This window comes from Novosphingobium barchaimii LL02 (assembly GCF_001046635.1).
Classification (GTDB): Bacteria; Pseudomonadota; Alphaproteobacteria; order Sphingomonadales; family Sphingomonadaceae; genus Novosphingobium; species Novosphingobium barchaimii.
Map to the genome: position 1 here is coordinate 448,487 of NZ_KQ130452.1, position 24,214 is coordinate 472,700.

The window sequence follows — 24,214 nt, forward strand, 5'->3', positions numbered from 1 at the left end:
GAGGCTGTCCCGAAATTGCATGACACCTTGAATAAGGCAGCGAATTATTTGAGTTTACCGCCGTCACACGAAAACGATTCGGGGGTAAAAATGGCAAATAATCTGCACGTGTCGTACGACCTCAACTCGCCGGGCCAAAACTACGAAAAGGTCATTGGTGCGATCAAGACTTTAGGCGATTGGGGGAAAATTCATAAATCTTACTTCTATGTAACATCCAACTATACGTCGTCTCAGGCTGCGGACATTGTTTGGGCCGCAATGGATTCCAGTGACACGGTTTATGTCGTAGATGCGACTAACAACACGGCCCACTGGTACAACGTAGATACTGAGGTGACCTCGTTCATCAAGGAACGGTGGGCCTAATCGAACGCAACCACCGCCTGCGATCGACACCCGCAGTAGGGCAACCGCCCAGGTAGATCCTGCGGCGCCGTTGCGTCGGTGTAATCCTTGCCGTCCCGCGCCGCGTGCTCGGGGCGGTAGTGGAGTTTATGACTCGATCGCCACTTCCACGTATCGATGCCCGCCTCGCGCCGACGCTCATCCGCGAGCGCGCTGGTCAGCTTGGTGAGCTGGTCCGAGGCGATCCGAACCGATCGGTCGCGACCCATCCCCGTCTTCTCGCGGATCGTCTTCGCCACCTCGCGCGCCGGGGTACGGTTGGTCAAGCCGTCGAATACCGCGGCGCTGATGCGCTGGCGCACCTGATCGGACACGTCTGCCACGAGAGCAGCATTCCACTGGATCGTCGTCTCCAGGCTGGCGCGCACGTCCTCGGGTCCAAGCATGGTCTGCAAGTCAACGCCGGTGGCCGACAGCACAGCGCCGCGCCACTTGCCGCGCTGCCACTGCTCGACGCGCAACGCCCACTCCCGCAGCGCCGGGGTCAGCATCAGCACAAGGCGGTTCACCTCGCCGGCGGCCGTGTCGATCTCGGCCTTCACGTCGGCCGCGCTGTCGGTGGTCATCTCGCCGATGGTGCGGGCGTATTCGGCCTCGATGCGGGGAAGGGCGCTTATCCACGCTTCGACCACAGGCTTATACACAGCCCGATAGAGGTCGGTCGCCAGCACAGCCGGGGGCACAATATCGCGCAGGACTATGCTCGACCGGCGGACATTGCGCTGCCGGCGGGCGAGGATGGCTAGGTCGAAGCGGGGCACGTCATCCCTCAATCGGCGGCAGCGGCTTAATCGTAACCACCACCTCGAAATCTTTCCCGCCGGGCTTACCGACCCATCCCGTCGACCTCGATCCTTCGAGACGCACATCGTATGAGCCGTTGATACCCATGGCCTTCATGGCGGCCTGGATGGCATCGGATGCGTCGAGGACGGATTTCATGCCTCAACCACCTTGGATTTCCAGTCGAGGTCCAGCGGCTCGAACAGCTCAGGCCCGAACTCCAGCGCACCGGTGAACGGCTTGAGCGCATCGAGGTCGAAGTCGGCCGGCACGTCGTACGAGATGGTGACGTGCGGCTGATAATCGGGGAAGTCGTGGGACCCGCCAGCCTCAACCATGGAGCGGTGCCGGCCCTCAATGTCGTAGGACGCGAACAGCAGCACGACGGCGCTCTCGCCCAGGCGCTCGATCGCGCGCGGGCCACCGGGCTTCACGCGCACATTTCCCTTGTCGTCACCGCTCCAGCCTTCGCCCATCTTCATCGGGTCCACGGCGGTGCGCGAATAGAGCACGGTGACGTGCATGTCGTCGGCGGGCAGGGTGCTGGTGAAGCCATTGGCCTTCGCCCAAGCGATCAGGTCCGCGCCGTTCAGCAGCTTGCGCTGGACGTAGAGCGGGCGCGGCGTGGCATCGACGAAGAACGCGGCAGCATCGTTGGCGGCACGGCGGGCGGGGACGCTGCCCCCGCCACCGGCAGATGGTACGATCACCTCCTTTCCAGATTGGAGCGCATTGGGATCGTCGTCGTTATCGGCCGGCGGCTTGGGGTTGAGGCCGAAGCGCTCATCCTCAGGGATCTCGGAAAGCGCCTGGTCGAGACCGGGAATGTACTCCCGCTCCGACATGAGGTTCTGCACGCCCTTGGCGAACGCCTCGTCAGGTATAGTGCCCGTGGCCTGCACAAGGGTGACCGCCTCCATGGTGGTCTTGAAGGTCGTTGCTTCCTCTGCCTCGCTGGGTACGGACAAGGGCGCGAACTTCCACGTCACCTTCGCTGGATCGACGCCTGCCGAGCGCAACAGGAACGGGTCCAACTTCTCCAGGCAGGGGCGGGTTTCCAGCTTCTGGCCGGAGACGACCATCTTGTTCCAGTTGTCATCGTCAGACTTGCCCGTGGCGTTCATGCCAGCGGGCGAGCGGCCCATCAGACGGGTGAACGGGATATCCGACACGGCGGCAACGCGCTGGTCGAACGCGTCCATCATCGCGGGTATGCCGTTCCAGGTGACCTGATAGTCGGTGATCGTCTCGCCTGCGTCGTCGGCGCCACCGGATGAGCGGTAGACCGTTGCGTTCAGGCTGCTCTCGCCCAGGCCGATGACCTCGATGCGCTTGTTCAGTTCCTCGACGTCGCGGCTATCAAGATCGGGGATGCCGATGCGCAGGAGCTTGGCCTTGCGAACCAGCGCCGCGAACCATGCCTGCGTCTCGTCGGATCGCGAGACCTCGGTGTAGACGCGCAGCAGCCGGGAATCGCCCCAGAATGCTTCTTCGTCGCCAACGGCGGAACCGGCGGGGATGCGCGCGCCCCGGAAGCAGATGACGCGGCTCGGGTGGATATTAACCGCGGCGCCCGTCTCGCCCTTCATCTCCCACATCGTCGGCTCACCATACTGCGGCGAAGTGAGTTCCTTGATCCATTCCTTGCCGGTGATCTGCCAGCGCGAGACGACGTTGATGGCGACGATGCCGCCCTTGGTGATCTGTTCGGGCTTGAGTTCTTGGCTGTGATCGCCGGCAGTGATGATGAGCAGCGCGCCGCCGCCGATCCCGCGAAGGTTCTCGGCTTCCTGCACCTTGGCGGTCAGGGCAAGCCGGGCCTCTTCCTTCTCGATTGCCTCAATGGCCTTGGCATCAGCCTGCCAGTCACGCCACTCGCGCACACGATCCTCGGCGGGGATCGAAATCACCTTCTTCATCATGCCCGACGCCATGTAGGCGGCAGTGGCCAGTTCGTGGGAGAAAATGCCGGAGAGGGCGGTAGATGTCGCGCCACGTCCGAATGGGTTCAGGCGACCGGCCGCCTCGATAGCGCCGCGCAGACTGTCGGTGATCCAGGCCATGCGGGGAGGGTATGCGGCGGATCGGCTTTAGATTACCGCTGTCGGAGGAGGTATTGCATGACCGAAGAACAACTCAAAGAGTTCGCAGAGCAGGGTATGAGTGAGCGCGGTTGGATAGCTAATTCCTATGCTCAAATTGAATACCTGCTCGGAGATCTCATTGTGCATTGCCGGGAATTCCCGCTCTACATTACTCAGACGGGCACGGTCAGCCACAGTGCTGCAAAGCGGGTGAAGAAGGTTCGTGACATGCTGGCCCTAGATGGCCCGTTATCTCCGTACTCCGAAATCCTCACAAGTGTTCTCGACGCTTTCGAGGGCAATCACGAAGTGCGAAATCTCTTGGCCCATGGGTTTTGCGTGATCCACCACACACCTACAGGTGATGCCGGTTTTGTATTTCGGAAGTTCGACCGCGATGCAGCCACCGAACTTGGCGACGACGCGGCTGCCGTCATCAGGACCTTTCGATTAGTGGATCTCCAATACCACCGCGCCCAAATGGTCGATCAAGCGCAACAGGCACTCGCCGCCTTCGTCGGCATGTACAACGCTCTGGGCTGGGCTGGCCCTTAAAGCAGGTTATCCATCGAATACCCTGCCTTGCCCATCATCAGCTCAGTCATCGCCCAAACCAGCGCATCAGCCCTGTCCGGCGATCCCTCACCGACGTAGCCCGATGCGGTGAAGTTGCACATCTGATCCTCCAGGTCGGGCAGGTTGCCGACGTGACTGACCTTACCCTGCTCGTACAGCGCGGCGATTGGTTCGGCGCGGATCACCTTGCCGCGCGTGGCGGTGACCTCCTTGAACCGGGCCTTGATCCCCGCTGCTCGCAGCACGGCGCCGACCATCGCGCCGCCGAAGTTGCGTTCGGCCACGATGCAGTCGGCGTTCCAGTGAGCCGCGCGGTCATTGACGCGCCGGCCCCAGCCCTCCGGCGATAGCTGGCAGGTCGCATCCTCCAGCACATAGGCCCGGCCATCCACGCCCTTGCCAGCGACCACGATGCCGATGTCATCCCCGCCGCCGTCGCCCTTGGTGCCTGATGGATCGACCGCGACGACGATGCGCTGCATGTCCGGCAGGCCGTTCTTCGCCACTCGGAAGCGATCGATGCCCGGTATCTCGCCGCCTTCGGTAACGCGATCCTCGATCGTCCACAGCGCGCCGTTGACGTCGCTCGCCCATTCGCCCTTCTCGAAGCGCAGGCGCTGCGCCGCGCTCATGTTGGCGAGGATCTCGAAATACTTGGGCGGCAGGTTGGCGGCGTTGTCCGAGGGGTTCACCAGCATCTCGGCGTAATCGTCGGGATCGGCCAGCTTCTCCTTGGTGCCCGGCTTCATCTTCGCGCGGAACAGCACATAGGACCAGTGCAGCTTGGAAGGCGGGTTGCAATCGAAGTAGGCTTTGAGCGACAGGTGCGTGCGGCCGGTTGCCGCGGCAATCGCGGGATCAAGCGGCACGTTCTGCGCCAGGCGAGACATCGCCATTTCGACTGACGACCACGCGATCTGCGAGGACTCGTTGAAGTAGAGCGTCACATACTCGGCGCCGAGGATCTTCTCGACGCGCTCCTTGTCGTCGAGGCCCCCGATCCAGATTTGCGATCCGTTCGGAAACTCGATGTAGAAGTCGGTCTTGTTCCAGGTCACCGCCAGGCCCGGGAAGCATAGCTTGAGAACCTTGGGCAGCGTGTCGGACCAGATCGAGGTCTTCGCGTGGTTGAACCGGAAACGGAAGATTGCATGCCGCCCGCCGGGCGCGTTGATGGCGCGTTGACAGATGGCGCGGATGAGCAGGAACGTCTTGCCCGAGCGCGAGCCGCCCCGGAGCATGATGTTCGTGGCAGCACTGGCGAGGAGGTCGCGCGCCTCTTCCTGCTTCGGGGTCAGCTTGGCGATCGACGGGCCGCCGTTGTGGCCTATGCCGGGTCGTTCAGCAGTAATCTCGGAGGTGAAGCCGGTGGCTGGGCTCATGCGCTCACGACATTCCGCATGCCGCGGCAATTTGCCACCATCTCCATCATCTTCCGGCCGCGCGTTTCACGTGCCGGGTCGCCGGAAGCAATGTCGAGGCGAGAGGTATGCTCTACCGGACCGTATCGATCGGTCAGGATCGCGCCATAGCGCTGAGCTTCGGCCTTCTTGCTCAGGCTGATGTCGAAGTGGACCCACGACGCGTTGCGGTGCTTGCCAAATGACAGCGTGGGGTGGCCTTGTATCCACTTCCGCTGCACGCCGATCGTGTCGACCATGGACAGCAACTCTTCCAAGGTGTCGGCCCACAGGTGGCACATGACCATGTTGCCGAAGCGGTGGCGCACATCGTCGACGTAGACGGTCATAGCGCAGCGTCCTTCGCATCCACCACGACGGTAAGCCCGCCGGTGTGCTCGATCTTTTCCTTGAAGGCCTGCACGTCGATGTGCTTGCCGATCAGCTCAACGCGCTTAATGCGGTCGGACAGTTTGACCTTGCGGACGCTGCCGATGACCACGCCCTCGACGCGCAGTTCCTCGACGTCGACGCCAGCGACAAGGCCCTGCCTCCAGATGAGCGGCCAGTCATGGACCTTCTTCAGGGTGCCCTCAGCGTCGTACAGGTCGGCAAGGTCAGCATCGGCTTCCAGGGCAAGGCGTTGCAGCACCCAATCGGAGTTGACCTGCGTTCGCTCCGATCGCGCCGACTGACCCGCCGTTACCGCTCTCTGCACGTCAACATTCGTCAACAGGCGTTGGCCCTGCTGTTTCGCTGTCTTCGCGCTGTAGCCTGCCCGAATGGCTGCCTGAGTGGCATTAAGGTCGACAAGGTACTCGGCGGCGAAACGGCGCTGCTTGTCGTTCACTTCGCATGCTCCCGCAAATACCGCTTCCGCGCCTCGGCCATCCGCTTAGCCCCCAGCGCCTTGCGCCAGGCCATGACAGTGGACCGCCCCCAGATGTTCTCTACCCGGCGCCAGCCATGTGCAGCGAACTTCTCAAGGAACTCCGGGGGGATCGGCTTGGGCGCGGAGGTGGGCAGCAGCTTACGCGTCATGTTCACATACCTCTGCGCTAGGCAGTATTGCGATCGAAAGGCTATCGATCGCGTGCGGGTATTTGTGCTGGAACGCCTTGCCGCAGGGCAGGCACGTCACTGCGTCGATGGACCGAGTGCGCAGGCGAATTTCCGCGTCTTGCTCGCACTCTGTCGAAATATTGAGTTGGCACCTCATGCTCTCGTCTCGTCCTCGTCGATGATGCTAAACCCTTTGCCGGCCGCGATCTTGAAATCCTCGTAGGCTTCACGGCGGGCCTGCTCGGTTGCACGGTTCCATGCCCGGCGGATCAGGGTCGCCAGCGTCGTGTCGGTGTCCTCGTCATCGAAACGCTGGCCCGTCTCGTACCGGCGCTGGGTCACCACCTCCCGGCAGTCGTTCACGCTCAGGTGTTCGCGGGCTGCGCGCTTGAGCAGCGGCAGGGCCTCGTCCTTGGGCAGGCTGGCGACAGCGGCGTGGTGCTCTACCGACAGGGTGCTGTCGCGCAGGGCGGGCGGGAACGTCGTCGCTGCCTTCAAGGCATCCTTCAAGCGCTTCGGGGCCAGCCCGAGGTTGTCCTGCAGGAAGTCGAACTTCGCCTGCGTCAGGTGGCCGGCGGTCTTGCCCTCTGCCATCCAGTCGGCAATCCGCCAGTCATTGTCGAGGCGTTGGGCGACGAGGGCGCGGCCTTGGGCGATCCAATCTTCTAGGGTGGCAGGGGTAGGCGCCGCCTCGATGATGGTGATGGCGTTCATGCTGGGTCCTTGAGCGAACTGAAGTTGGCGGCAGCGCCGAGCCAAAAGGGGCCGATTTGCAGGGCCACGCCCCTACCGAAGCCGGTAAGAAGCTCTGCGCCGATTGAGAAGTGCGTCGGGCAGAACGCTATGGCGACGATCCAGCAGCTATCCCGCCAGCGCCAGGCCTTGAAGCGATGCCACTTTTCCGGCGTGCTAATGTCGATGGGCGCCCAAGCCATGATCATTCCCCCTCATGGTAATTGCAGTACCGGCGGCGGTGGGCGTGAATGCGCCTACGCTCCTTCGACAGTACGGTGATGATGGAGCCGTCGTTGATGACGAGCCGCTGGCCGGTGCCCAGGGTCACAGCGATCGCGCCGAACTCGACAGCCTTGTGGATCGCGTCGGTCGACAGGATGGCGCGGGCCTTCGCCTCAGACGTGACGCCGGGTATCCGCTGCATGGCGCGCTCTATGGCGTGGACGGTCACGTGGAGCGTCATGACCGAATTCCGATCAGCGCCAGATACACTGGGTGCGCATCGGGATAGCGGCCCTCGCGGTGGTTGCGGGCCATATCTAATTTGCTCATCCCGTTTGCGAGGTGGCCAAGCAGGGTTCCGTTTCCGGTGCCGGCCTTGGCGCGGGGCGCGGCGGTGAAAAGATCGGTCATTCCGCTGCCTCCGCAATGTGATCAGCGGGCACGCAGTCCCGACAATCAACCTCATCGCCTTCCAGGCTGAGGACGCGCCCGAGGTCGTGGCATTTGCGGCAAGCTGGACCGGCGTGCCCGGGCGTTTCGTCTGCGGCATCGGGGTATCGCACCGTCTCGCCACCCGGCAGGATGCGCGCGATGTACGTGCCGTCGTCTTTCGGCCAGAGGTAACCGCGCGTCTCACCGACAGCCTTCCAGCTATCCGGCAGTGCGTCGATCTGGTCCTGAGTGAACGTGCCAGCGGCAAGATGCGCCATCACACCATCGAACCGCCGCTGACGATCCCAAAGCACCATGCTCTTGGCTCGGTCCTGAAGCAGCAGCGGCGCGTCGTTGCGCTTCCATTCGCTGATGATGGCCAAGCACTGGGCGATGGTCGGAAACCACTCGCAGCGCTCAAGGGCGCGGTCAGTCAGGTAGCCAATCTGGCCTTCAGAAAACCCGCCGAGCTTGCCGGCATAGGCCCGTATCAGAAGCTCGCCGCTCAGGTCGTCCGAATTGCGCTTGGGCAACGTGGCCATCATCAGGCGCAAGCACTCGTCAAAGCGGGATTCAGAACAGGCTTCGAGGACCGGCAGCGGCGCGTCCGCGATCTTGCGAGCCTGAGCGATCGTCATGGTAGCGGGGTTCACCCGGGCCACGGTCCAATCCCATTTTTCGGTCAAGTGCTGCGATTGCACCGTCCTTGGGCCTTCCATTGCTGCCGGAAGAGCGCGGTCCAGAATTCGTCCGAGAGTTTCCATTTCCGTACCTTCCTTCGTCATGTGCTTTTCGGAGCCAGTTGCGCCACGTGGCATCCCAATCCGATTTCACCCCCTTCGTGCCGGGCGCTGACTTGGCCCAATCTCGGAACTTCGACAGTTCTCGCTCCATCGCACCGGCAGGCCAGGTTTCGATCTCGGCCAGCGTCACCGCATCCAGCGAAGCGGGCTGCCAATCGACCGGGAGCCGGGTGCCCTTACGCGTACGCGGTGATTGTTTTTCCGGGTGGGTAGGGGTGGAGGGGTTAGATTTATTTTCATTGGGGAGGCGGGGAAGGGAGGGGTTGTCCTGTGACGTCCCGGCTTGTCCCGTGCCGTCACGTGACGTCACGTGACATTCCACATCTTCCACATGCCCGGCGCGTTGCTTAGCTTTGCGCTCCCGCTCATTGGCGCGGCGGTTTTCCAGCACCTTTTGCTCGGCGAGCAGCATCGCCACCTCGCCCACCAGTTCGGCGGGGGTGCCAGCTTCAATAAGGCGGGCGAGGAGATTGCTCACAGCGTGATCTCGATCCTGCCGGGCGTGCATGGCTCGGCAATGGTGTACTTCGGCCGGAACTTGCGATCATCGACGCCCAGGGCATCGGCAATGCCGTCACGGGCGGCCTTGAAGCTGGCGATCATGTTGTCGTCGTCGCGGTGCCGGCGGTCGGGCGGGTAGAACGTCACCGTCATTTCGATGCTTCCCGCCTCGGCCAGCGCGGCGCCGATGGCCTTGATGGTCGGCCCGAGGGCGGCGCGGGCGAGCAGCGCCGCTTCCTGGCGAGCGTTGCGCTTGATGCGCGACGAGGCCATCCGATGGACGCGGGCATTCGGTGAAAGCCGCTTGTTGGGCCAAGGCAGGGTGATAATCACTGGCGCGCCACCCCTGGCTTTTCGACCAGATCGTCCAGACCGAGGCGCAGGGCCTTGCGCTCCAGGAACTCGACCTTGGCGCGCGCTGCGGCAAGCTGCCGGGGCAGGTAGTACCGCTGAGTGTATTCCTGAACTGGGGTCACAGCGCAGGCCATTCGAGAGGCGGGCAGTCCTTGCCCTTAGCGCGCAGGTCGGCGCGGATCTGGTCGGCCATGTCACGGCGGCGCTGGCGGTCGGCATCGGCGCGCTTGCGGGCGCCATGGACGGCAAGCGTTGATGCGGCGACCTGGGCAGGCGCGGCCGATGGCCGGCGGCGGTTGAGGATGAAGCCCAGCATCAGTCGATCCCCAGCGCGGACTTGTAGGTGTCCAGCAGGGATTCCATTTCGCGGCGATCGTCGGGCTTCATCTTGCGGATGCGAACGATCTGGCGGGCGATCTTCACGTCGTATCCGACAGCCTTCAATTCGTTGTAGACGTCGCGGATATCGTCGCTGATGCCCTTCTTCTCGTCCTCCAAGCGCTCGACGCGCTCGATCAAAAGGCGAAGGCGGTCATCAACCGACCGATGCTCTACGCGCTCGGTGCCGGGGATGGTGATCTGGTCAGGGTCGGATACGGGCATGTCGTGATCCCTTGAAAATGAAGGCAGTTGATGGGTGCAGGGGTGCCGGGTCAGGCCACCGCTCGCAGCTTGGCGGCCTTGCGGTTCAGGCTGGCGATCTCGCAGGCTGAAAGCTCGCGCCCGCCAGGGCTGGAGGGATGGTGCGCCTCGCCCTTGGCGGCGAGGAAGTCGCGCGCGGCCTTCTCGATCTCATCGTGGCAGATGCCGTCGGGCACGGTCACGATCGCGTGGCCGGCGGGCAGGAGCAGAGAAAGCAAATCGTCAGGCAGAACACCGATGAGGGCGTCCAGCGCTGACATCGGCATTTCCGTTTCGCCAGCGGCATAGTTGCGCACCGACTGGAGGTTCAGGTCGGCATCGGCGGCGATCATCTTGAGCGTCAGGCCTATGCGGGTCGGGTCTTGGGCGATGCGAAACATGCGCTTCTGACGATCAAGGATTTGCTCTTTGCGAGACAGGATCATTGTTGCACCTGCGAAGTAGAGGAAGCGGCATGGAAACCGCGATCAAGAGAAAGGCCCGAGCCGCACACGTTGGAGGGCTGCGGCTCGGGCAGGTGGCTGGGCAGGGTTCCCAGCGGAGAGATGCGGCCGACGCGCGGGGTTGTCGCGTCGTCGGCCGGGCGACCGTCAGGGACGGCGGGGGAAACAAGGCCTGCATAAGCGAGGTCGCTATGGTCGCAGGTGGGACGGTGGCAGACAGCGCAAGTCATTCACGCGGCCTTCGGAATGGAGCGGCGGCGGTTGATCTCGGCCTGCAGCTGGTAGTCCGACGCCAGCGTCAGCGCGTGGGCGACGTCCTGGCGGCGGTCACCGTCGCGAATGATCTCAATGGCGCGGGCCCGGTTCGGGATGCGGCGGATGTAGGCGCGCTCTTCCAAGGCCGAGAGCAAGCGGTGCACAGCGCTCTTGGAGGTCAGACCGACTGCAGCGCCCATCTCGGCGAAGGTCGGCGCGACGCTGCCTGGGCCAGACATGTAGCCCTCAAGGTAACGGAACAACTGGGACTGCTTGGGGGTGAGGCCGATCATGCGGCGCGACCAGTTTGGCGCGCTGCCACGATCCCGAAAAAGTCGTTGGGCGTGACTTGGCCGCCCGTTCTTTCAGAGATGACCCGCATCAACTCAGGCGAGGGAATGCGGCCGGCGATGAAGCGGCTCACGGTCGGCTGTTCGCATCCGATGGTGTCGGCGAACTGCTTGTGGGTGATGCTGTGCTTTTTGAGATAGGCTTCGAGCGTCATAACGAGGCATATACCACCACGGTATATTCCGGCGCAAGCGTTTATTCCGCTGACGACGTTCCGCTTTCTCGCTGCCCGGCGCAAATTATGCCGATGCGGTATTCTTTCGAATTCAAAGCCCTGCGGAAACGCAGCCGGCTAACCCAAGGCCAGCTAGCGGAGAGGGTCGGGGTTGAGCAGCCGACCATCCAACGGTGGGAGGCGGGCAAGCAAAAGCCCAACCTTGAGGATTTGGATAAGCTGGCGAACGCTCTCGGCGTGCATCCTGGCGAACTGTTTCGCGATCAGCAATTGACCACCGATCCTGTAACTACTGAGGCCGCCCTCCGCGAGTTGGCCTCCGCAGCGATCCGAAGCGCTGGCGGCAATGTGCCGGCGTCAAGCGTTCGGCCGATCGTTCATGGTCTGCAACTCGGACTTGAGCTGCTGCTACGGAATCCAACCATTCGGTCCAACGCGGATGCGCTCGCGGTGGCTGTTCACGCAATCGAGTCTCCGTCTCCCGAAGCCACGCCGCAACCATGATCCGCTGCATAGCGCAGTCGAGGAAGCAAGGTGCACTGCCGCGCTCGCATTCTGGGTTCGGCAGTATAATCCGTTCCATCGAATCGCCCTTTTGTTCCACTTCTGTTCCATGCCATAAATGGGCTGAGGCTTGTAGGAAAATTATCTTTTCGCGAAAGATGGGAAGCTATTTTCCTATACGGTATAGGATAATTCCTACGGTTGCGCTGTCCGCTCTTGCCCTGGGTTTGAGCGGATGCGGGCAGGGCGATAACAGCAGTGTAAAGGGATACGACGCGCTGGTTTCCCACGTTGAGGGCGAGAAGGTCGGCGCCGACATCGATCAATGGATCGAGATGAAAAACATGGCTGGTGAGTGGGAGAAGACCGGCCTGATTTTCGGCTACATCGGTGATTACGATGAGTGCGTGAAGGCGATCGATGGCTTCAAGCGCGCCAATGACGCACGGGAATACCGATGCGTTCCGGCGCAGAAATGATCCTCGCCCAACTCTTCGTCCACGGCGGCGGCGGGCGGAAGGTAAATTGGGGCTTTCGCAAGTTCGCTGCGGTGCCGTCACCGGGCGATCTGGTGCAGGCGACGGGGCCGGATGGGAAGATCCATTACGCGACCGTGAGGCACGTTGAGTTCGAGGCATTGGCGCCTGATTCGCCGGAAGAGCCTCAGGTGATCGTCGTTGCGGATTGGAAGGTGGCTTATGAGGGGTGAGGGTAGAGTGCCCACGCATGAATTGAGGGGTGATTGAATGTCACTGACCAAGCAAGAAAAGTTGAATATGCGGCTCTGTGTCTGGCACTTGGCCCAAGCATCTCGCCAAAATTCAATGGCTATGCGCTATCTGGCCCTCCACCAGCTTTACTCAGATGATGATCGAGGGGAAGACGCGGCTAAGGCGCTCGACGATTTTCGCGACAGCTTGGAAAAAAGCGATGTTGAGGTAAGCGCAGCTCAAGATGCAATTACTACAGCTTTAGGCCTGGAAGAATGATGTCATCGCCGGACACCATCGCCGCAATCATCCGTGATTTGGAGCAAATGAAAAGTGGCCAGCACGAACCGCCGCCGCCACCCACCTTGCCGCCATCGCAGGGCGATGGTAATGACGGAGGTATGGAGCGCCGCATCAACACCTTAGAAGGCAAGGTCGATAAACTCGTCGATCGCACTGTCGCAATAGAGGTTGGAATCGCTACGCTTACTGAGCGCATGGCGCACTTGCCGAGCAAGGAATATCTGGACGACAAGTTCGGGAAGATGTTGACGCGCACCGGTATAATGGTGGCCATCATAGGGGGCATTGTCGGATTAGCCGTGAGATTTATTCCGGCCTGACCTGCCCCGCCGACCGCGAACCAGCCTCATCTAACCAGTGGGGCTTTTTCATGCCCCAAACCCGATTGACCGACTCACCCCTGATTAGATAATCTCACGTCGCGCCTACTCCGCGATCTGTCGGCGCCCTGTACTTCACTGGCCCCGCCCCCTCCAAGGCGGGGCTTTTTCGTGCTTGAAATAGCGGCGCGGTCTCGCGCGGTGGGGTCGGCGTAGCGTAAGACGATGGGTAGTTTAACTACCACCAATGTTGAGCAAGACTGACAAGAAAAATACCATCGCGGTATTTTTGGCTTGACGCAAGAAATACCATAGCGGTATATATGACCTCGACAGCAGCACACGGCTGCTTCGGAGGTCCCGATGAAAATCACACTCCAGACCCGATACCAAGACGGCAGCGTGGCGCATCAGCGCGACGTTGACGCCGATGACCTGAACGCCGCTCTCGCCTGGGCGGTCGCCAGCTGGGCGCCTGCACAGGGCCCGCGCTGCGTCGACGGCCCCGGTCGCTACCTCAACCGCAACCTCATGGTGTCGATCGACGGCGCTGAGTTTGAACCGGCATATGCCGCTCTCGCTCGCGCCTGCACTCCGGTGGGTTTGGCGGCATGACTGGTCTTGCTCAGCAGGCGCGCGTTCTTGACGCTGCCGTCGCAGATGCCTCACTCCCGGCCTTCGCGCAGAGCCAGGCCGATTTCGACTTCGCCATGTGGAAGGATGCGCTGGATCGCCTTGACGCGACCCGGGGTGATTTCCGCGATGCCATCGGTCTGCTCAGCCAGTTCCTGACGGCCATGCGCATGGAAGGCGCGAGCGGCCCGCTCACCAACTACGCGTGGCGCCGCACTGAAACGGCGATGCGCGACTGGGGGCTGGAGACAGCACAGTGAACCATTCCGAAGCTATGGGCAACGTAGCCCCGCCGCTGATCAGTGAAGCCGCAGAGGAAGCGCGGAAGGAGCGTATCACTTGGATCGCGCTGGGCGCGTTCGGGCTTCTGACCGGCTGCATCGTGTTCGTCGCTCTGTGCCACGCTCTCGGCCCGGTGCCCGCATGAGCGCGCACCCGCACTTCCGCCTTTCAGTCGGCCTGATTGCCCTCGCGTTTATCGTGCTGGTCGCAGCTGCCGTCTCCGCTCTCCCCGCCGTCGCACCCACCGGTTCCCCTGCCGGTCCGACGTCTCCCCACAACCTCGGCACGGGTGCTGCCGAGGCAACGGGAGATCGCCCGTGAATGCTGTGTCGAGGATCGATGTCCCCGTAGAGGAAAAGCTGACTGGTCTTGCGCTGTTGCGCGCGCCGTTTCCGCCGAACCAAATCAGCAAGCTTCCCAAGGAAACGAAGAACCAGATCGACGCCCGGAAGGCGAACAAGAACCTGATGGTCTGGAAGTGCCCGGAATGCGGCGGGCCGCACCATAAGGACGCGGTTCACCTTGATTACGTCGGACACGCCGCGCTGACGGATCGCCTTCTCGATTGCGACCCACAATGGAATTGGGAGCCGGTCATCCTCCCCGGCCTGCCGAACCCCGGCAACGGTATGTGGATCAGGCTCACCGTGTGCGGTGTTTCCCGCATCGGCTTCGGTGACGCAGGCACGAAGCAAGGTGGAGACGCGATCAAGGAAGTGATCGGCGATGCGATGCGTAATGCCGCGATGCGCTTCGGGGCCGCGCTGGACCTCTGGCATAAGGGCGACCTTCACGCCGACGAGGCGGAAGAGGGCGAGACCGCCGCGCAGCCCACGCGTCAGCAGCAGGACCAGCGCGATGAGCCCCGCATCATCAGCCAGCACCAGTGGGCCAAGATCACGGAACTGTTACGTGCCACCGGCGCTCAGGCAAAACCGATCCTCGACCACTACAAGGTCGCGGACCTGAAAGACCTGAACGAGCGGCAGGCCATGAAGGCCATCAACCAGCTGGAAGACAAGCTGGCCGAACTTGCAAAGGCCGACACCAATCGCGCCGGCCAGAGCGGCAGCCGCCCGGCTGAACGCGGCGGCGCGCCGTCTGGCGAGTACGGCGACATCGCCGACACCGACATCCCTTTCTGAGGAGCATCCCATGGAATACCAGTCCAGCAAGGGCGCCGTCGAGATTTCGACGATGCCGCTCTCCTACGCCAAGAACGCCTTGAACAAGCTGGTCCGCAGTGGCGAAGCCGGCCGCAAGGCCGAGGTCGATGCGCTCCAGGCCCACGTCGACAAACTCACAGCCGAAGCCGAAGCCGCAACGCTTTCTGCCCCAGCGCCGCGCGAGGCCGTGATCGGCGACAACGGCCCACCGGCCGACGAAGCCCCGCCCGAGGTCGCGCCCAAGTGGGAAGTCGTTCAGATCCACATGGATGACTTGCTCACTGAGGCATCCAACTGGGCGGATGGCGTCGAGATCGTGAGCCAGTCGCAGGCCGATACCGTCGCCGCGCTGCGTGAGAAGCTGCAGACATCGCGGACGAGGCGCGCAAGGTAGAAAAGGCCCCGCTCGACATCGCGGTGGGTGAGATTCAGGACCGCTACAACGCGTACATCGCCCCCATGAAGAACCGGAAGCCCGGTTCGGTGATGAAGGCGAAGTTCGCGCTCGGCAACCTGCTGACGCCTTGGCTCAACAAGATCGAGAGTGAGAAGCGCGAACGCGAGAAGGCCGCGCGCGAAGCTGAGGAAGCTGCCCGCAAGGCGGCATAGGCCGCGCACCAGGAAACTGCCGGTTCGTCCGACTTGGGCGCGATCGAGGACGCGGCGGCTCTGATGGAGAAGGCCGAACAGGCTACCGCCGCCGCCCGCGCCGTCGAGCGCGAAAAGGTCCAGGCGCGGGGCGAAGTGCGCGCCGTCAGTATGCGCTCGTACTGGCGCGCCGAGATGATCGAGGGGCAGGGTGCCGCCGTCGTCCGGCACTACATCGAACGCCACCCCGACCGCTTCAAGGCAGCGCTCAAGCGCCTGGTCGACGAGGACGTTGCTGCCGGCGTCCGCGGTATCCCCGGCGTCAACATCATCGAAGACCGGAAGGTCGCGTAATGTCGGACATCAACATCTGCACGTTCACCGGCCGCTTGGGCGCTGACCCTGAGGTCAAATCGTTCCAGTCTGGAGGGCGTATCTGCAACCTCCGCATGGCCGTCGGCCAGCAGTGGAAGGATAAGGCCTCGGGCGAGCGCAAGGAGCGCACCGAGTGGGTACAGGTCACCATCCAGAACGATGGCCTGGTCGGCGTGGCCGAACGCTTCCTTCGCAAGGGCAGCCGCATCGCGATCAGCGGCGAGTTCAGGACAAGGAAGTGGCAGGACCAGAACGGCAACGATCGCTATTCCACCGAGATTGTTCTGTCGCCGTTCGGCGGCACCCTGACGATGCTCGACGGGAAACCCGAGGGTGAGCAGCAGGGCCGGGCGCGCGGCAATGACCAGCGCAACGGGGACGATCGCGGCGGCGAACGCAGCACCGGAAGCTGGGGCCGCGAGCCCGACGGTTCGCGCGGCGGCAGTTCGTGGGGCAGCGGTGCCGGCGGCTTTGGCGATGACCTCGACGACGATATCCCGTTCATCACCAACGCGAGTGCTTGGTAATGGCCCTCCCGCGTCGGATACCGAAAGAGCGTAACCGTTCGGAGCGCTGGCGATCGCAGGCGCACTGCACCTTCGTGCGGTCGCACCAGTGCTGCGTTCCTGGCTGTCAGGAAATGCCCATTGAGGTTGCGCACGTCCGCTCCGGTTCCGACGCCGGGATGGGTCGCAAGCCTTCAGACTGGTTCACCGTCAGCCTGTGCCGGGGTCACCATTCCGAACAGCACCGCATCGGGGAGGCCCCGTTCGGCCGGGCGCACGGCATAGACCTGCATGCGCTCGCAGCCGAGTTCGCCGCAGCAAGCCCCAAGGCCGCTGACATCCGCAACGAACAGAGGGAGCGTCACTGTGGCTAAGCAAGGCGGCCAGACCCTCATCCTCGCTAACCCGGCTGTCCGCGCTCGCGCGCATCAGTTGATCGAGATAGCCCCTCCCGGCGCCGTTCTCAACATCAAGGAGGCGGCCCGGACCAGCGACCAGAACGCGAAGATGTGGGCGATGCTCTCCGACATTGCCCGCGCCAAGCCGATGGGCCGCACGCTCTCCACCGAAGTCTGGAAGGCGCTCTTCATGAATGCCGCCGGGTTCACCTGCACGTTTGAGCCGACGCTCGATGGCCGGGGTGTGATCCCGCTCGGGTTCAAGTCGAGCCGCCTATCGAAGTCCGAATTCTCCGATCTGATCGAGTGCATGCACGCCTTCGCGGCTGAGCACGACATCACGTTCACCGATCCCGTAGAAAGGAAAGCTGCATGAGCTGGTCCCCGCAACAGGACGCGGCCATTCGTGATGTCAGCGAATGGCTTGCCGACCCAAGCGGCCAGCAGGTCTTCCGCCTGTTCGGCTACGCCGGCACCGGCAAGACGACGCTCGCCAAGGAACTCGCCTCCAAGGTGAAGGGCACCGTGCTCTATGCCACCTTCACCGGCAAGGCCGCCCTGGTCCTGCGCAAAAAGGGCTGCAAGGACGCCTCGACGATCCACTCGCTGATCTACAGCGTCGAGATCGATTCGAAGACCGGCGCCGCGGAATTCAAGCTCAACGAGCAAAGTGACCTCAGCGAGGCCGAACTCCTGATCGTGGACGAGGTGTCCATGGTCGGCGAGGATCTGGCGCGCGATCTGCTCAGCTTCGGCAAGCGCATCCTCGTCCTCGGCGATCCCGCGCAGCTGCCACCGGTGAAGGGCGAGGGCTTCTTCATCAACGGCGAACCCGACGTGATGTTGACCGAGGTCCACCGCCAGGCGCAGGACAACCCGATCATCCGCATGTCGATGGACATTCGCCAAGGTAAGCAACTGCAGGTCGGCACGCACGGCAGTAGCCTTGTAACCCGCAGCAGCGCGCTTGGAAGGGATCGCCTCGGTGAACTCGTCCTTGGTGCCGACCAACTGCTTTGCGGCCTGAACCGCACCCGCGTCTCCTACAACCACCGCATCCGCGCAATGATGGGCCTGCGGGGCGTTGCCCAGCCTTGGCACCCGACCATCGGCGACCGCTTGATCTGCCTCCGTAACGACAAGGAGAAGCACATCTTCAACGGCGGCCTGTGGGACACGGAGAAGGTCGAGGAATTGGGCGACGGCAAGCTGGGCATCCGGGTCCGCTCGCTCGATGAGAAGCGCGATCCGATCAAGGTCGAGGTGTTCGAGCATTTCTTCAATGGCACTGAGCAGACCATCGACTGGAAGGCCAAGCGCGGCACGCAGGAGTTCACCTTCGGGTGGGCGATCACCTGCCACAAATCGCAGGGCTCGCAGTGGGACAACGTGATCATCTTCGATGAAAGCGGCTCGTTCCGCGATGCGAAGCGCAACTGGCTTTATACAGCCGTCACGCGCGCCGCCGAACAAGTCACGGTGATCGTATGAGCCAGAACACCAGCACCGCCGTCATGCAGCGCCGGGTGGAAGCGCACGATTCCCTCGACGACTTCCCGACGCCGCCCTGGGCCACGCGCGCCTTGTGTGAATGGATCGGCGAGAACACGCACCACGACCTGAGCATCCAGACGTGCCGCGAGCCAGCTGCCAATCGGGGCCACATGGTCAAGCCGCTGCGGGAATACTTCGCGAGCGTCGACGCTGCCGATGTGCACGACTACGGCGCCGGCTTCCCGGTGGAGGACTACCTGTTCGGCCCGGCGCCCTCGCGCGTCGTCTGGACCATCACCAACCCGCCGTTCAAGCTGGCCGAGCAGTTCATCGAACGCGCGCTGGCGACCAGCACCGGCGTTGCCGTGATCGTGCGGGCCGCGTTCCTTGAAGGGCAAGGCCGGTTCGATCGGCTGTTCTCCAAGTCGCCGCCCAGCCACGTCCTGCAGTTCACAGAGCGCGTCGTGATGCACAAGGGCCGTTTGGCGCCGGAAGGCTCGACCGCGACCGCATACGCCTGGCTGGTTTGGGCTGACCGGGCCGCCGACACGAAGCTCCGCTGGATTCCCCCATGCCGCAAGCGCCTTGAGCGCGAGGGAGATTACGCATGACCATACAAGAACGCCTTGCGGACTGGACCCCGGCCCGCACCGACTCCCAGCACGGCGACCAGTTCGATGGCAGCGAGCAGGGGGAGTGAGCATGGAAATCTCAGTCATTCGCACCGAGAAAGTGCAGGTCAAGTCGCTCAAGGTTGAAGCCGGCGTGCGATATTGGGAGGATGCCGAGGTCAACGGGACCACGGACGAAACCGGCGAGGCTATCCCTTGCCGCGTCGGGGATGCATGGTGCCCGGTGATCGACCTTGAAACGGGCGCCATTGCTGGATGGCCCGAGAACACCCTTGCTCGCATCCACTACAAGGTTTGCGATGCGGGCCGGTACGCCTTGCTCGACAATGATGGGCAGGAAGTCGCCGTCAAGGATGGCTATGTCCCCGGCATCATGTCGCCAGGCGGTCAGGGATACGGCGACTACATCATCATGAATGTCGGGCCGACCGGAGTTATCGAGAATTGGGATAGCCGCGACATTGAGGAATTTGAAGGGGCTGGGGAATGACCCACGCCCCGCACCAGAGCAGCGGCGAAAACATCGCCCGCGCAATCCGCGATGAAACTGACCGCTGGCACTGCCTGACTGGCGGCGTCGATCTGGAGGACGTTATCGTTCGTGACGACGATGACGGCGAGCCGGTAGAGGTGTCCCGGCACCCCCAAGGCGACGGCCAGATGTATTTCATCGACACTATGGACCGAGCGGTTGCGCATGTCGTCATGGATATGCTGGGCATCAAGGTTCGCGGCACCACGCCATCTGGCTCGGCCAACCTCGAAAGCATTGCGGGCGCCGTGGGGGATTCGGCTATCCGTAGCCTGCAAATTCGCAGCCCGCTCAACCGCGCGATCTATCAGGCCATTCGCAAGCACAACGTCAGCAACATGTGCGACGAAGACGGACACCCGTATCCGCTGGTAGACCTGATGTCGAACCCGGCGCCATCTGACATTGGCACTGGCGAGGATGAGATGATCGCGCTGGCCGATGAGGTTTGCTCGGCTGTCGAGGCAATCCAGACCGACCCCACCACCGCCACCAAGACCCTCCACGCCCTCGGCCTGCTGACCGATGCTGATGTGGGGCGGATTGGGAATACTTTGGCGGCGCGGGAGAGGGGGCGTCAGGGAGGGCAGGGAGCATGAAACCCAACCAGCTAGAACTGCGCGTAGACCCGGCAGACGGGCGCATATTCGCGGTCCACATCCAGCGCGGGAAGCCAGTGCGCAAGATCAAGGACCTTACGGACGAGATCAGCCTGTGCCTGTGCGCCGACCTGAGCGCCGACAACGTGAGCAAGGTTGTGGAGCGGTCGATCCAGTTCTCAGACGGCATGGTCTGCGAGATTTCCGTCCGCATGACCTCGCCGCCCGACCAGGAACTACGGACCCGCCTTGACCGCGAGTATGCGGATGGGCTGGGCAATGGGGTGGAGGTTTTGGCAGCATGACCCACGAACGCCGCGGAAAATCCGACGAGTGGTTCACGCCAAAGTACGTCTTCGACGCGCTCGGCTGCACCTTCGATCTCGATGTTGCTCACCCGCGCGATCATACTCACACCAGCGTACCGGCCCGGAGCTTCCTGTACGAAGCCGCGCTCGATAGCGATTGGTCGGGCTTCATCTGGATGAACCCGCCTTTCGGCAACGGCGACCGAGCCAAGCTTGTCTGGATGAATCGCTTTTTCGATCACGGTAACGGCATTGCCCTGACGCCCGATCGCACCAGCGCGCCTTGGTTCCAGCGGTGCTGGCAGCGGGCCGATATGGTGATGTTCGTATCGCCTAAGATAAAATTTGTCGCGCCGGATGGGTCGCTTGGCGAACAGCCGGGCAATGGAACGGTTTTGTGGGCTTCGGGGAAGACCGGCATCAATGCGCTGATCACCGCACAAGCTCGCGGACTGGGCTCGATCGCCAGGCCTATATCACAGGTGGCAGCATGACCGACAAGCAAACCCTGCTCGCCCTGGCTGCGAGGTGTGAGGCTGCAACGTGCGCAGATTACGCGCTGGATCTGGAAATCGCGGAATACGGCTACCAGAACGATGCCCTGTTCGGCGTGAACTACGATCCGCGACTGTGGATGGAGCGCAATTGCTGGGAGCCGACTGCCTCGTTGGATGCGGCGATGACGCTGGTGCCCATCGAATGCTACTGGCAGGCCGGCCATGATGGCGAGGGGCGCGATCCCTCCATGTTCGCTGCCCGCGTGTTCGACCCCATGATCATGAAGCGACCAGCGACTGCAGTTGCAGAGACCCCATCCCTCGCCCTCTGCGCCGCCTGCCTCCGCGCCCGAGCAGGAGCCATGCCATGACGGAGCAAGAACGCCTCGCAGGGTGGGAGGGCATGGACAGCGCGCCCAAGGATGGCAGCTACATTCTGGCGATCGTAGCCGAGAACGACAGCCGCCACCTTGGCTATATGGCCGGGCGTATGTTTGTGATCCGGCATGAAGGCCGCCTTGACGACTACGATCTGGGCTGGGCCGTTTTCCCCGGTTTCGGCGGCGCGCCCGATCGCTACTTCCGATGCTGGCAACCAGCCCCTCCCCCGCCACCCGCCGTTGTAGGGGAGGGGGGATGACCAGACTTCTCACCGCAGAACAGGTCTGCCAGCAATTCGGCATACCATCGACCCGCACGCTTCGCACGATGCGACAGAAGGGGCTTACCGCAGTCCGCTTGGGTAAGGCCTTCCTGTTCGACGAATCGGACGTCACCAAGTTCATTGAGAAACAGAAAACATGCCAAGACCCAACCGAGGGCCGCGTCTCCATTGGCTCCCAGATCGATCGACCTTCTACATTCTCTGGTACGAGCGTGGGAAGAAGTGCGTTCGGTCAACTGGCACGGCAGACCGCCGCGAAGCTGAAGCAGCCCTCGCGAAATTCATCGGGGCAAGTCATCAGCATCTCGGGCCGCGAGAACCCGGGCAAATAGGCGTGGCTGAGGCGCTCTCATTTTATCTGGAGCATCGGGCGCCGAAAGCTGCCGACCCCACGCGGATCGCCTACGCTGTCGAAGCCTTGCTGCCGTTTTGGGAGCACAACATGCTCGACCAGATAACGCCGCTGACATGCGAGGCTTACGGGCGTCACCGGGGCATGGCCCCCGGCACCGTGCGGCGCGAGCTGGCGACGATCACGGCGGCGCAGAATTTCCTATTCAGGGAGGGCAAGTTGACCCGCGTGGTGGCCGTTCCGCTTCCTGGCAAGCCCGATCCGAAAGACCGCTGGCTGACTGTCAGCGAGGCTGCGCTTTTGTTGAATGAGGCTCGCCAAGGTGGCCGCGATACCCGGCTTTACCTCCCGCTGTTCGTGCTGATCGCCCTTTATACCGGAGCGCGCAAAGAGGCGATCCTGTCGCTGAAATGGCCGCAGGTGGACTTGAAGGCAAAGCGCATCGCATTCTCTGTGCCGGGCCGCGCAAAGACGAAGAAGCGCCGGCCAACACTGCCTATCCCGCGCCGCCTGCTGACGTTCCTTCATCTGGCGTGGCGCAGGCGGTCGAGCGATATCGGACCCGTCATCCACATCGACGGCAGGCCGATCCTGCGAATCGACAAAGGGTTCCGGGCTGCTGTCGTCCGCACCGGCCTGAAAGACGTGACACCGCATACCCTGCGGCACACGCGCGGGACCTGGCTGGCGCAGAACGGGGTGCCCATGTGGGACATTGCTGGGTGGCTCGGACAAGACCCTGAGACGACGGCGCGCATCTACGCGCACCACTCACCAGACTTCATGGACAAGGCCCTTGAGGCCGCAGATCGGAGGCGATGATGCTGTTACCGTTTAGTTTCCGCAACCAACGTCGATTCACGTCATGTTCCGCCATTTACGACTTGCAAGAACCGCAGAAATGCGCGATTCTCAATTCGCCGTCAGTCTTCGGGAGGCAGGGGCCGGAGGTTCGAATCCTCTTTCCCCGACCATTTATTCGCAAACGGCGCGTCGCAAGATGCGCCGTTTGTCGTTTCAGGCCGGTGCAAGATAGCTCTGGACGACGGGAGAGAAGCGGCTTTCCCTTCCGCCCGCGCGCGGATAAGTTTCCGCGCATGACGACCACCATAGTCCATGCCGACAGCCTTGCCGCCACTGAAGAGCCGCACTGGGAGCGCCAGTACCTGAACCTCATGCACCGTATCTGGACGCAGGGCGACGAACGGGTCGACCGTACCGGCATCGGCACACGGTCGCTGTTCGGCGAAACGATCCGTTTCGACCTATCGGGCGGGGCGATGCCGCTGCTGACGACCAAGCGTGTCTACTGGAAGACCGCGACGCGCGAGATGCTGTGGTTCCTCACCGGTGACACTAATATCCGCGCTCTTTGCGCGCAGGGCGTGGAAATCTGGACCGACTGGCCGCTGGACCGCTATCGCCGCGAGACGGGCGACCAGATCGAGCGGAAGGATTTCTCCGCGCGAATCGTCGCCGATGAGGCGTTCGCGCGCCAATGGGGCGATCTTGGCCCGGTCTACGGTAAACAGTGGGTCGACTGGCCAACCTATGAACCGGCAGGCGAGGGCCTGTTCCGGCGCGGGCAGGGGGTCAATCAGGTCACTCAGGTGGTCGAGAGCCTGAAGACTAATCCGGGCAGCCGCCGCCACATTATCGAAGGCTGGAACGTCGCCGAACTGGACGCGATGGCGCTGCCGCCGTGCCACAAGACTTATCAGTTCCATGTTTCGCGAGGCCGGCTTTCGTGCCTGCTCTATCAGCGCAGCTGCGACCTTGGCCTGGGTTTTGCGTTCAACATGTGGTCGCTGGCGCTGCTGACCCGCATGGTCGCGCAGCAATGCAACCTTGAGCCCGGTGAGGCCGTTTGGACAGGCGGTGATGTCCACTTGTACCTCAACCATGCGTCGCTGGTCGAAGAACAGCTCGCGCGCGAACCTTACGGGGATGCCCATATGGCCATCCTGCGCCGCCCCGATTCGATGTTCGACTATCGAATTGAGGACTTCGAAGTCACCGGATATGCGCCTCAATCGCATATCGCCGCGCCGGTTGCAGTGTGAATTGACATTACCGAAACTTGAAATAATATGACCGAACCGTAGAATTTTGATACTCAAGGTTC

General features: G+C 62.7%; 50 protein-coding genes. 29 read left to right on the forward strand and 21 right to left on the reverse strand.

Annotated features, from left to right (window positions below; all coding sequences use genetic code 11):
- Positions 1 to 27: 27 nt before the first annotated feature.
- Positions 28 to 369, forward strand: coding sequence for a hypothetical protein (locus tag V474_RS02215; RefSeq protein ID WP_201785984.1), 342 nt, complete (start codon positions 28 to 30; stop codon positions 367 to 369).
- Here the strand turns inward: V474_RS02215 and V474_RS02220 are convergent.
- Genes V474_RS02220 through V474_RS02230 form a run of 3 tightly spaced genes read right to left on the reverse strand, consistent with a single transcriptional unit; the run spans position 366 to position 3,254 of the window.
- A complete protein-coding gene (locus V474_RS02220) occupies positions 366 to 1,169 on the reverse strand; it encodes a phage minor head protein (protein WP_059149917.1) in 804 nt (267 codons plus the stop codon). The genes V474_RS02215 and V474_RS02220 overlap by 4 nt on opposite strands.
- Position 1,170: 1 nt before the next feature.
- Positions 1,171 to 1,350: a hypothetical protein gene (locus V474_RS26460; protein ID WP_059149918.1), complete on the reverse strand. Its 180-nt coding sequence runs from the start codon at positions 1,348 to 1,350 to the stop codon at positions 1,171 to 1,173.
- The gene (locus tag V474_RS02230) at positions 1,347 to 3,254 is read right to left on the reverse strand and encodes a phage portal protein (protein WP_059149919.1); all 1,908 of its coding nucleotides are present in this window, start codon (positions 3,252 to 3,254) and stop codon (positions 1,347 to 1,349) included. Before V474_RS02230 ends, V474_RS26460 begins: the two co-directional genes overlap by 4 nt.
- 57 nt (positions 3,255 to 3,311) lie before the next feature.
- Here V474_RS02230 and V474_RS02235 point away from each other — a divergent pair, with 57 nt between their 5' ends.
- Positions 3,312 to 3,830 carry a hypothetical protein gene (locus V474_RS02235; protein WP_059149920.1) on the forward strand — a complete coding sequence of 173 codons (519 nt, stop codon included), beginning with the start codon at positions 3,312 to 3,314 and terminating at the stop codon, positions 3,828 to 3,830.
- Here V474_RS02235 and V474_RS02240 read toward each other — a convergent pair.
- From V474_RS02240 to V474_RS02310, 18 genes are all read right to left on the reverse strand, one after another.
- Positions 3,827 to 5,233: a phage terminase large subunit gene (locus V474_RS02240; protein WP_236710512.1), complete on the reverse strand. Its 1,407-nt coding sequence runs from the start codon at positions 5,231 to 5,233 to the stop codon at positions 3,827 to 3,829. The two genes, V474_RS02235 and V474_RS02240, sit on opposite strands and share 4 nt — an antisense overlap.
- Positions 5,230 to 5,601, reverse strand: coding sequence for a DUF4031 domain-containing protein (locus tag V474_RS02245; protein ID WP_059149921.1), 372 nt, complete (start codon positions 5,599 to 5,601; stop codon positions 5,230 to 5,232). Before V474_RS02245 ends, V474_RS02240 begins: the two co-directional genes overlap by 4 nt.
- A complete protein-coding gene (locus V474_RS02250; RefSeq protein WP_059149922.1) occupies positions 5,598 to 6,101 on the reverse strand; it encodes a terminase small subunit in 504 nt (167 codons plus the stop codon). Before V474_RS02250 ends, V474_RS02245 begins: the two co-directional genes overlap by 4 nt.
- Positions 6,098 to 6,292 (reverse strand): hypothetical protein, encoded by a 195-nt coding sequence (locus V474_RS02255; RefSeq protein WP_059149923.1) that lies wholly within the window; start codon positions 6,290 to 6,292, stop codon positions 6,098 to 6,100. Before V474_RS02255 ends, V474_RS02250 begins: the two co-directional genes overlap by 4 nt.
- Positions 6,293 to 6,466: 174 nt before the next feature.
- A complete protein-coding gene (locus tag V474_RS02265; protein ID WP_059149925.1) occupies positions 6,467 to 7,027 on the reverse strand; it encodes a hypothetical protein in 561 nt (186 codons plus the stop codon).
- Positions 7,024 to 7,248 carry a hypothetical protein gene (locus tag V474_RS02270; protein WP_148649259.1) on the reverse strand — a complete coding sequence of 75 codons (225 nt, stop codon included), beginning with the start codon at positions 7,246 to 7,248 and terminating at the stop codon, positions 7,024 to 7,026. Before V474_RS02270 ends, V474_RS02265 begins: the two co-directional genes overlap by 4 nt.
- A 2-nt stretch (positions 7,249 to 7,250) precedes the next feature.
- The gene (locus V474_RS02275) at positions 7,251 to 7,511 is read right to left on the reverse strand and encodes a hypothetical protein (protein ID WP_059149927.1); all 261 of its coding nucleotides are present in this window, start codon (positions 7,509 to 7,511) and stop codon (positions 7,251 to 7,253) included.
- Positions 7,508 to 7,681 carry a hypothetical protein gene (locus V474_RS26035; protein ID WP_169794991.1) on the reverse strand — a complete coding sequence of 58 codons (174 nt, stop codon included), beginning with the start codon at positions 7,679 to 7,681 and terminating at the stop codon, positions 7,508 to 7,510. The genes V474_RS02275 and V474_RS26035 overlap by 4 nt, the downstream gene beginning before the upstream one ends.
- The gene (locus tag V474_RS02280) at positions 7,678 to 8,340 is read right to left on the reverse strand and encodes a hypothetical protein (protein ID WP_148649260.1); all 663 of its coding nucleotides are present in this window, start codon (positions 8,338 to 8,340) and stop codon (positions 7,678 to 7,680) included. The genes V474_RS26035 and V474_RS02280 overlap by 4 nt, the downstream gene beginning before the upstream one ends.
- Positions 8,276 to 8,983, reverse strand: a complete 708-nt coding sequence (locus V474_RS25435) for a hypothetical protein (protein WP_148649261.1) — start codon at positions 8,981 to 8,983, stop codon at positions 8,276 to 8,278. The genes V474_RS02280 and V474_RS25435 overlap by 65 nt, the downstream gene beginning before the upstream one ends.
- Entirely contained in the window at positions 8,980 to 9,279 is a 300-nt protein-coding gene (locus V474_RS02285) for a RusA family crossover junction endodeoxyribonuclease (RefSeq protein ID WP_148649262.1), read from the reverse strand. Before V474_RS02285 ends, V474_RS25435 begins: the two co-directional genes overlap by 4 nt.
- A 56-nt stretch (positions 9,280 to 9,335) precedes the next feature.
- Positions 9,336 to 9,482 carry a hypothetical protein gene (locus tag V474_RS26040; RefSeq protein WP_169794993.1) on the reverse strand — a complete coding sequence of 49 codons (147 nt, stop codon included), beginning with the start codon at positions 9,480 to 9,482 and terminating at the stop codon, positions 9,336 to 9,338.
- A complete protein-coding gene (locus V474_RS02290; protein WP_059149929.1) occupies positions 9,479 to 9,676 on the reverse strand; it encodes a hypothetical protein in 198 nt (65 codons plus the stop codon). The genes V474_RS26040 and V474_RS02290 overlap by 4 nt, the downstream gene beginning before the upstream one ends.
- The gene (locus V474_RS02295; RefSeq protein WP_059149930.1) at positions 9,676 to 9,963 is read right to left on the reverse strand and encodes a DUF2312 domain-containing protein; all 288 of its coding nucleotides are present in this window, start codon (positions 9,961 to 9,963) and stop codon (positions 9,676 to 9,678) included. Before V474_RS02295 ends, V474_RS02290 begins: the two co-directional genes overlap by 1 nt.
- Positions 9,964 to 10,013: 50 nt before the next feature.
- Positions 10,014 to 10,427, reverse strand: coding sequence for a hypothetical protein (locus V474_RS02300; protein ID WP_059149931.1), 414 nt, complete (start codon positions 10,425 to 10,427; stop codon positions 10,014 to 10,016).
- Entirely contained in the window at positions 10,424 to 10,675 is a 252-nt protein-coding gene (locus tag V474_RS25440) for a hypothetical protein (RefSeq protein WP_148649264.1), read from the reverse strand. Before V474_RS25440 ends, V474_RS02300 begins: the two co-directional genes overlap by 4 nt.
- Positions 10,676 to 10,993 carry a LexA family protein gene (locus V474_RS02305; protein ID WP_059149932.1) on the reverse strand — a complete coding sequence of 106 codons (318 nt, stop codon included), beginning with the start codon at positions 10,991 to 10,993 and terminating at the stop codon, positions 10,676 to 10,678. It abuts the gene before it with no gap.
- The gene (locus tag V474_RS02310; RefSeq protein ID WP_059149933.1) at positions 10,990 to 11,205 is read right to left on the reverse strand and encodes a helix-turn-helix domain-containing protein; all 216 of its coding nucleotides are present in this window, start codon (positions 11,203 to 11,205) and stop codon (positions 10,990 to 10,992) included. The genes V474_RS02305 and V474_RS02310 overlap by 4 nt, the downstream gene beginning before the upstream one ends.
- Positions 11,206 to 11,292: 87 nt before the next feature.
- Between V474_RS02310 and V474_RS02315 the strand changes: the two genes are divergently transcribed.
- From V474_RS02315 to V474_RS02430, 27 genes are all read left to right on the forward strand, one after another.
- Positions 11,293 to 11,730, forward strand: coding sequence for a helix-turn-helix transcriptional regulator (locus V474_RS02315; protein ID WP_082699566.1), 438 nt, complete (start codon positions 11,293 to 11,295; stop codon positions 11,728 to 11,730).
- Between the two features lie 227 nt (positions 11,731 to 11,957).
- Positions 11,958 to 12,209, forward strand: a complete 252-nt coding sequence (locus V474_RS02320) for a hypothetical protein (RefSeq protein ID WP_059149935.1) — start codon at positions 11,958 to 11,960, stop codon at positions 12,207 to 12,209.
- Positions 12,206 to 12,439, forward strand: a complete 234-nt coding sequence (locus tag V474_RS02325; RefSeq protein WP_059149936.1) for a hypothetical protein — start codon at positions 12,206 to 12,208, stop codon at positions 12,437 to 12,439. Before V474_RS02320 ends, V474_RS02325 begins: the two co-directional genes overlap by 4 nt.
- A gap of 37 nt (positions 12,440 to 12,476) precedes the next feature.
- Positions 12,477 to 12,719 (forward strand): hypothetical protein, encoded by a 243-nt coding sequence (locus V474_RS02330; RefSeq protein WP_059149937.1) that lies wholly within the window; start codon positions 12,477 to 12,479, stop codon positions 12,717 to 12,719.
- On the forward strand, positions 12,716 to 13,063 hold the full coding sequence (locus tag V474_RS02335; protein WP_148649265.1) for a hypothetical protein: 348 nt from the start codon (positions 12,716 to 12,718) through the stop codon (positions 13,061 to 13,063). Before V474_RS02330 ends, V474_RS02335 begins: the two co-directional genes overlap by 4 nt.
- Before the next feature lie 363 nt (positions 13,064 to 13,426).
- Positions 13,427 to 13,678 (forward strand): hypothetical protein, encoded by a 252-nt coding sequence (locus V474_RS02340; protein ID WP_059149939.1) that lies wholly within the window; start codon positions 13,427 to 13,429, stop codon positions 13,676 to 13,678.
- A complete protein-coding gene (locus V474_RS02345; RefSeq protein ID WP_059149940.1) occupies positions 13,675 to 13,956 on the forward strand; it encodes a hypothetical protein in 282 nt (93 codons plus the stop codon). Before V474_RS02340 ends, V474_RS02345 begins: the two co-directional genes overlap by 4 nt.
- Complete coding sequence (locus tag V474_RS26045; protein ID WP_169794994.1) at positions 13,953 to 14,123, forward strand: hypothetical protein; 171 nt, start codon at positions 13,953 to 13,955, stop codon at positions 14,121 to 14,123. The genes V474_RS02345 and V474_RS26045 overlap by 4 nt, the downstream gene beginning before the upstream one ends.
- Positions 14,120 to 14,299, forward strand: coding sequence for a hypothetical protein (locus tag V474_RS25445; RefSeq protein WP_148649266.1), 180 nt, complete (start codon positions 14,120 to 14,122; stop codon positions 14,297 to 14,299). Before V474_RS26045 ends, V474_RS25445 begins: the two co-directional genes overlap by 4 nt.
- Positions 14,296 to 15,123 carry a hypothetical protein gene (locus tag V474_RS02350; RefSeq protein ID WP_059149941.1) on the forward strand — a complete coding sequence of 276 codons (828 nt, stop codon included), beginning with the start codon at positions 14,296 to 14,298 and terminating at the stop codon, positions 15,121 to 15,123. The genes V474_RS25445 and V474_RS02350 overlap by 4 nt, the downstream gene beginning before the upstream one ends.
- Before the next feature lie 10 nt (positions 15,124 to 15,133).
- Positions 15,134 to 15,538 (forward strand): hypothetical protein, encoded by a 405-nt coding sequence (locus V474_RS02355; protein ID WP_059149942.1) that lies wholly within the window; start codon positions 15,134 to 15,136, stop codon positions 15,536 to 15,538.
- A 23-nt stretch (positions 15,539 to 15,561) separates the two neighbouring features.
- On the forward strand, positions 15,562 to 15,753 hold the full coding sequence (locus V474_RS02360; RefSeq protein ID WP_059149943.1) for a hypothetical protein: 192 nt from the start codon (positions 15,562 to 15,564) through the stop codon (positions 15,751 to 15,753).
- Positions 15,754 to 15,816: 63 nt separating this feature from the next.
- Positions 15,817 to 16,086: a hypothetical protein gene (locus V474_RS02365; protein ID WP_148649267.1), complete on the forward strand. Its 270-nt coding sequence runs from the start codon at positions 15,817 to 15,819 to the stop codon at positions 16,084 to 16,086.
- The gene (gene ssb / locus V474_RS02370; RefSeq protein ID WP_059149945.1) at positions 16,086 to 16,634 is read left to right on the forward strand and encodes a single-stranded DNA-binding protein; all 549 of its coding nucleotides are present in this window, start codon (positions 16,086 to 16,088) and stop codon (positions 16,632 to 16,634) included. Before V474_RS02365 ends, ssb begins: the two co-directional genes overlap by 1 nt.
- Positions 16,634 to 16,987 (forward strand): DUF968 domain-containing protein, encoded by a 354-nt coding sequence (locus V474_RS26870; protein ID WP_082699626.1) that lies wholly within the window; start codon positions 16,634 to 16,636, stop codon positions 16,985 to 16,987. The genes ssb and V474_RS26870 overlap by 1 nt, the downstream gene beginning before the upstream one ends.
- Entirely contained in the window at positions 16,980 to 17,387 is a 408-nt protein-coding gene (locus V474_RS02375; RefSeq protein WP_059149946.1) for a recombination protein NinB, read from the forward strand. Before V474_RS26870 ends, V474_RS02375 begins: the two co-directional genes overlap by 8 nt.
- A complete protein-coding gene (locus tag V474_RS02380; RefSeq protein WP_059149947.1) occupies positions 17,384 to 18,502 on the forward strand; it encodes an ATP-dependent DNA helicase in 1,119 nt (372 codons plus the stop codon). The genes V474_RS02375 and V474_RS02380 overlap by 4 nt, the downstream gene beginning before the upstream one ends.
- Positions 18,499 to 19,116: a hypothetical protein gene (locus tag V474_RS02385; protein WP_059149948.1), complete on the forward strand. Its 618-nt coding sequence runs from the start codon at positions 18,499 to 18,501 to the stop codon at positions 19,114 to 19,116. Before V474_RS02380 ends, V474_RS02385 begins: the two co-directional genes overlap by 4 nt.
- Before the next feature lie 91 nt (positions 19,117 to 19,207).
- On the forward strand, positions 19,208 to 19,627 hold the full coding sequence (locus V474_RS02390; RefSeq protein ID WP_059149949.1) for a hypothetical protein: 420 nt from the start codon (positions 19,208 to 19,210) through the stop codon (positions 19,625 to 19,627).
- A complete protein-coding gene (locus V474_RS02395; protein WP_059149950.1) occupies positions 19,624 to 20,268 on the forward strand; it encodes a hypothetical protein in 645 nt (214 codons plus the stop codon). The genes V474_RS02390 and V474_RS02395 overlap by 4 nt, the downstream gene beginning before the upstream one ends.
- The gene (locus V474_RS02400; RefSeq protein WP_059149951.1) at positions 20,265 to 20,573 is read left to right on the forward strand and encodes a hypothetical protein; all 309 of its coding nucleotides are present in this window, start codon (positions 20,265 to 20,267) and stop codon (positions 20,571 to 20,573) included. Before V474_RS02395 ends, V474_RS02400 begins: the two co-directional genes overlap by 4 nt.
- Positions 20,570 to 21,070, forward strand: coding sequence for a DNA N-6-adenine-methyltransferase (locus V474_RS02405; RefSeq protein WP_059149952.1), 501 nt, complete (start codon positions 20,570 to 20,572; stop codon positions 21,068 to 21,070). The genes V474_RS02400 and V474_RS02405 overlap by 4 nt, the downstream gene beginning before the upstream one ends.
- A complete protein-coding gene (locus tag V474_RS02410; RefSeq protein WP_059149953.1) occupies positions 21,067 to 21,444 on the forward strand; it encodes a hypothetical protein in 378 nt (125 codons plus the stop codon). Before V474_RS02405 ends, V474_RS02410 begins: the two co-directional genes overlap by 4 nt.
- Positions 21,441 to 21,713 (forward strand): hypothetical protein, encoded by a 273-nt coding sequence (locus tag V474_RS25450; RefSeq protein WP_059149954.1) that lies wholly within the window; start codon positions 21,441 to 21,443, stop codon positions 21,711 to 21,713. The genes V474_RS02410 and V474_RS25450 overlap by 4 nt, the downstream gene beginning before the upstream one ends.
- Complete coding sequence (locus tag V474_RS02420; RefSeq protein ID WP_059149955.1) at positions 21,710 to 22,069, forward strand: helix-turn-helix domain-containing protein; 360 nt, start codon at positions 21,710 to 21,712, stop codon at positions 22,067 to 22,069. Before V474_RS25450 ends, V474_RS02420 begins: the two co-directional genes overlap by 4 nt.
- Before the next feature lie 164 nt (positions 22,070 to 22,233).
- Positions 22,234 to 22,911, forward strand: coding sequence for a site-specific integrase (locus V474_RS02425; RefSeq protein WP_169794995.1), 678 nt, complete (start codon positions 22,234 to 22,236; stop codon positions 22,909 to 22,911).
- A 275-nt stretch (positions 22,912 to 23,186) separates the two neighbouring features.
- Positions 23,187 to 24,152, forward strand: a complete 966-nt coding sequence (locus tag V474_RS02430; protein ID WP_059149957.1) for a thymidylate synthase — start codon at positions 23,187 to 23,189, stop codon at positions 24,150 to 24,152.
- The last annotated feature ends 62 nt before the right edge of the window (positions 24,153 to 24,214 follow it).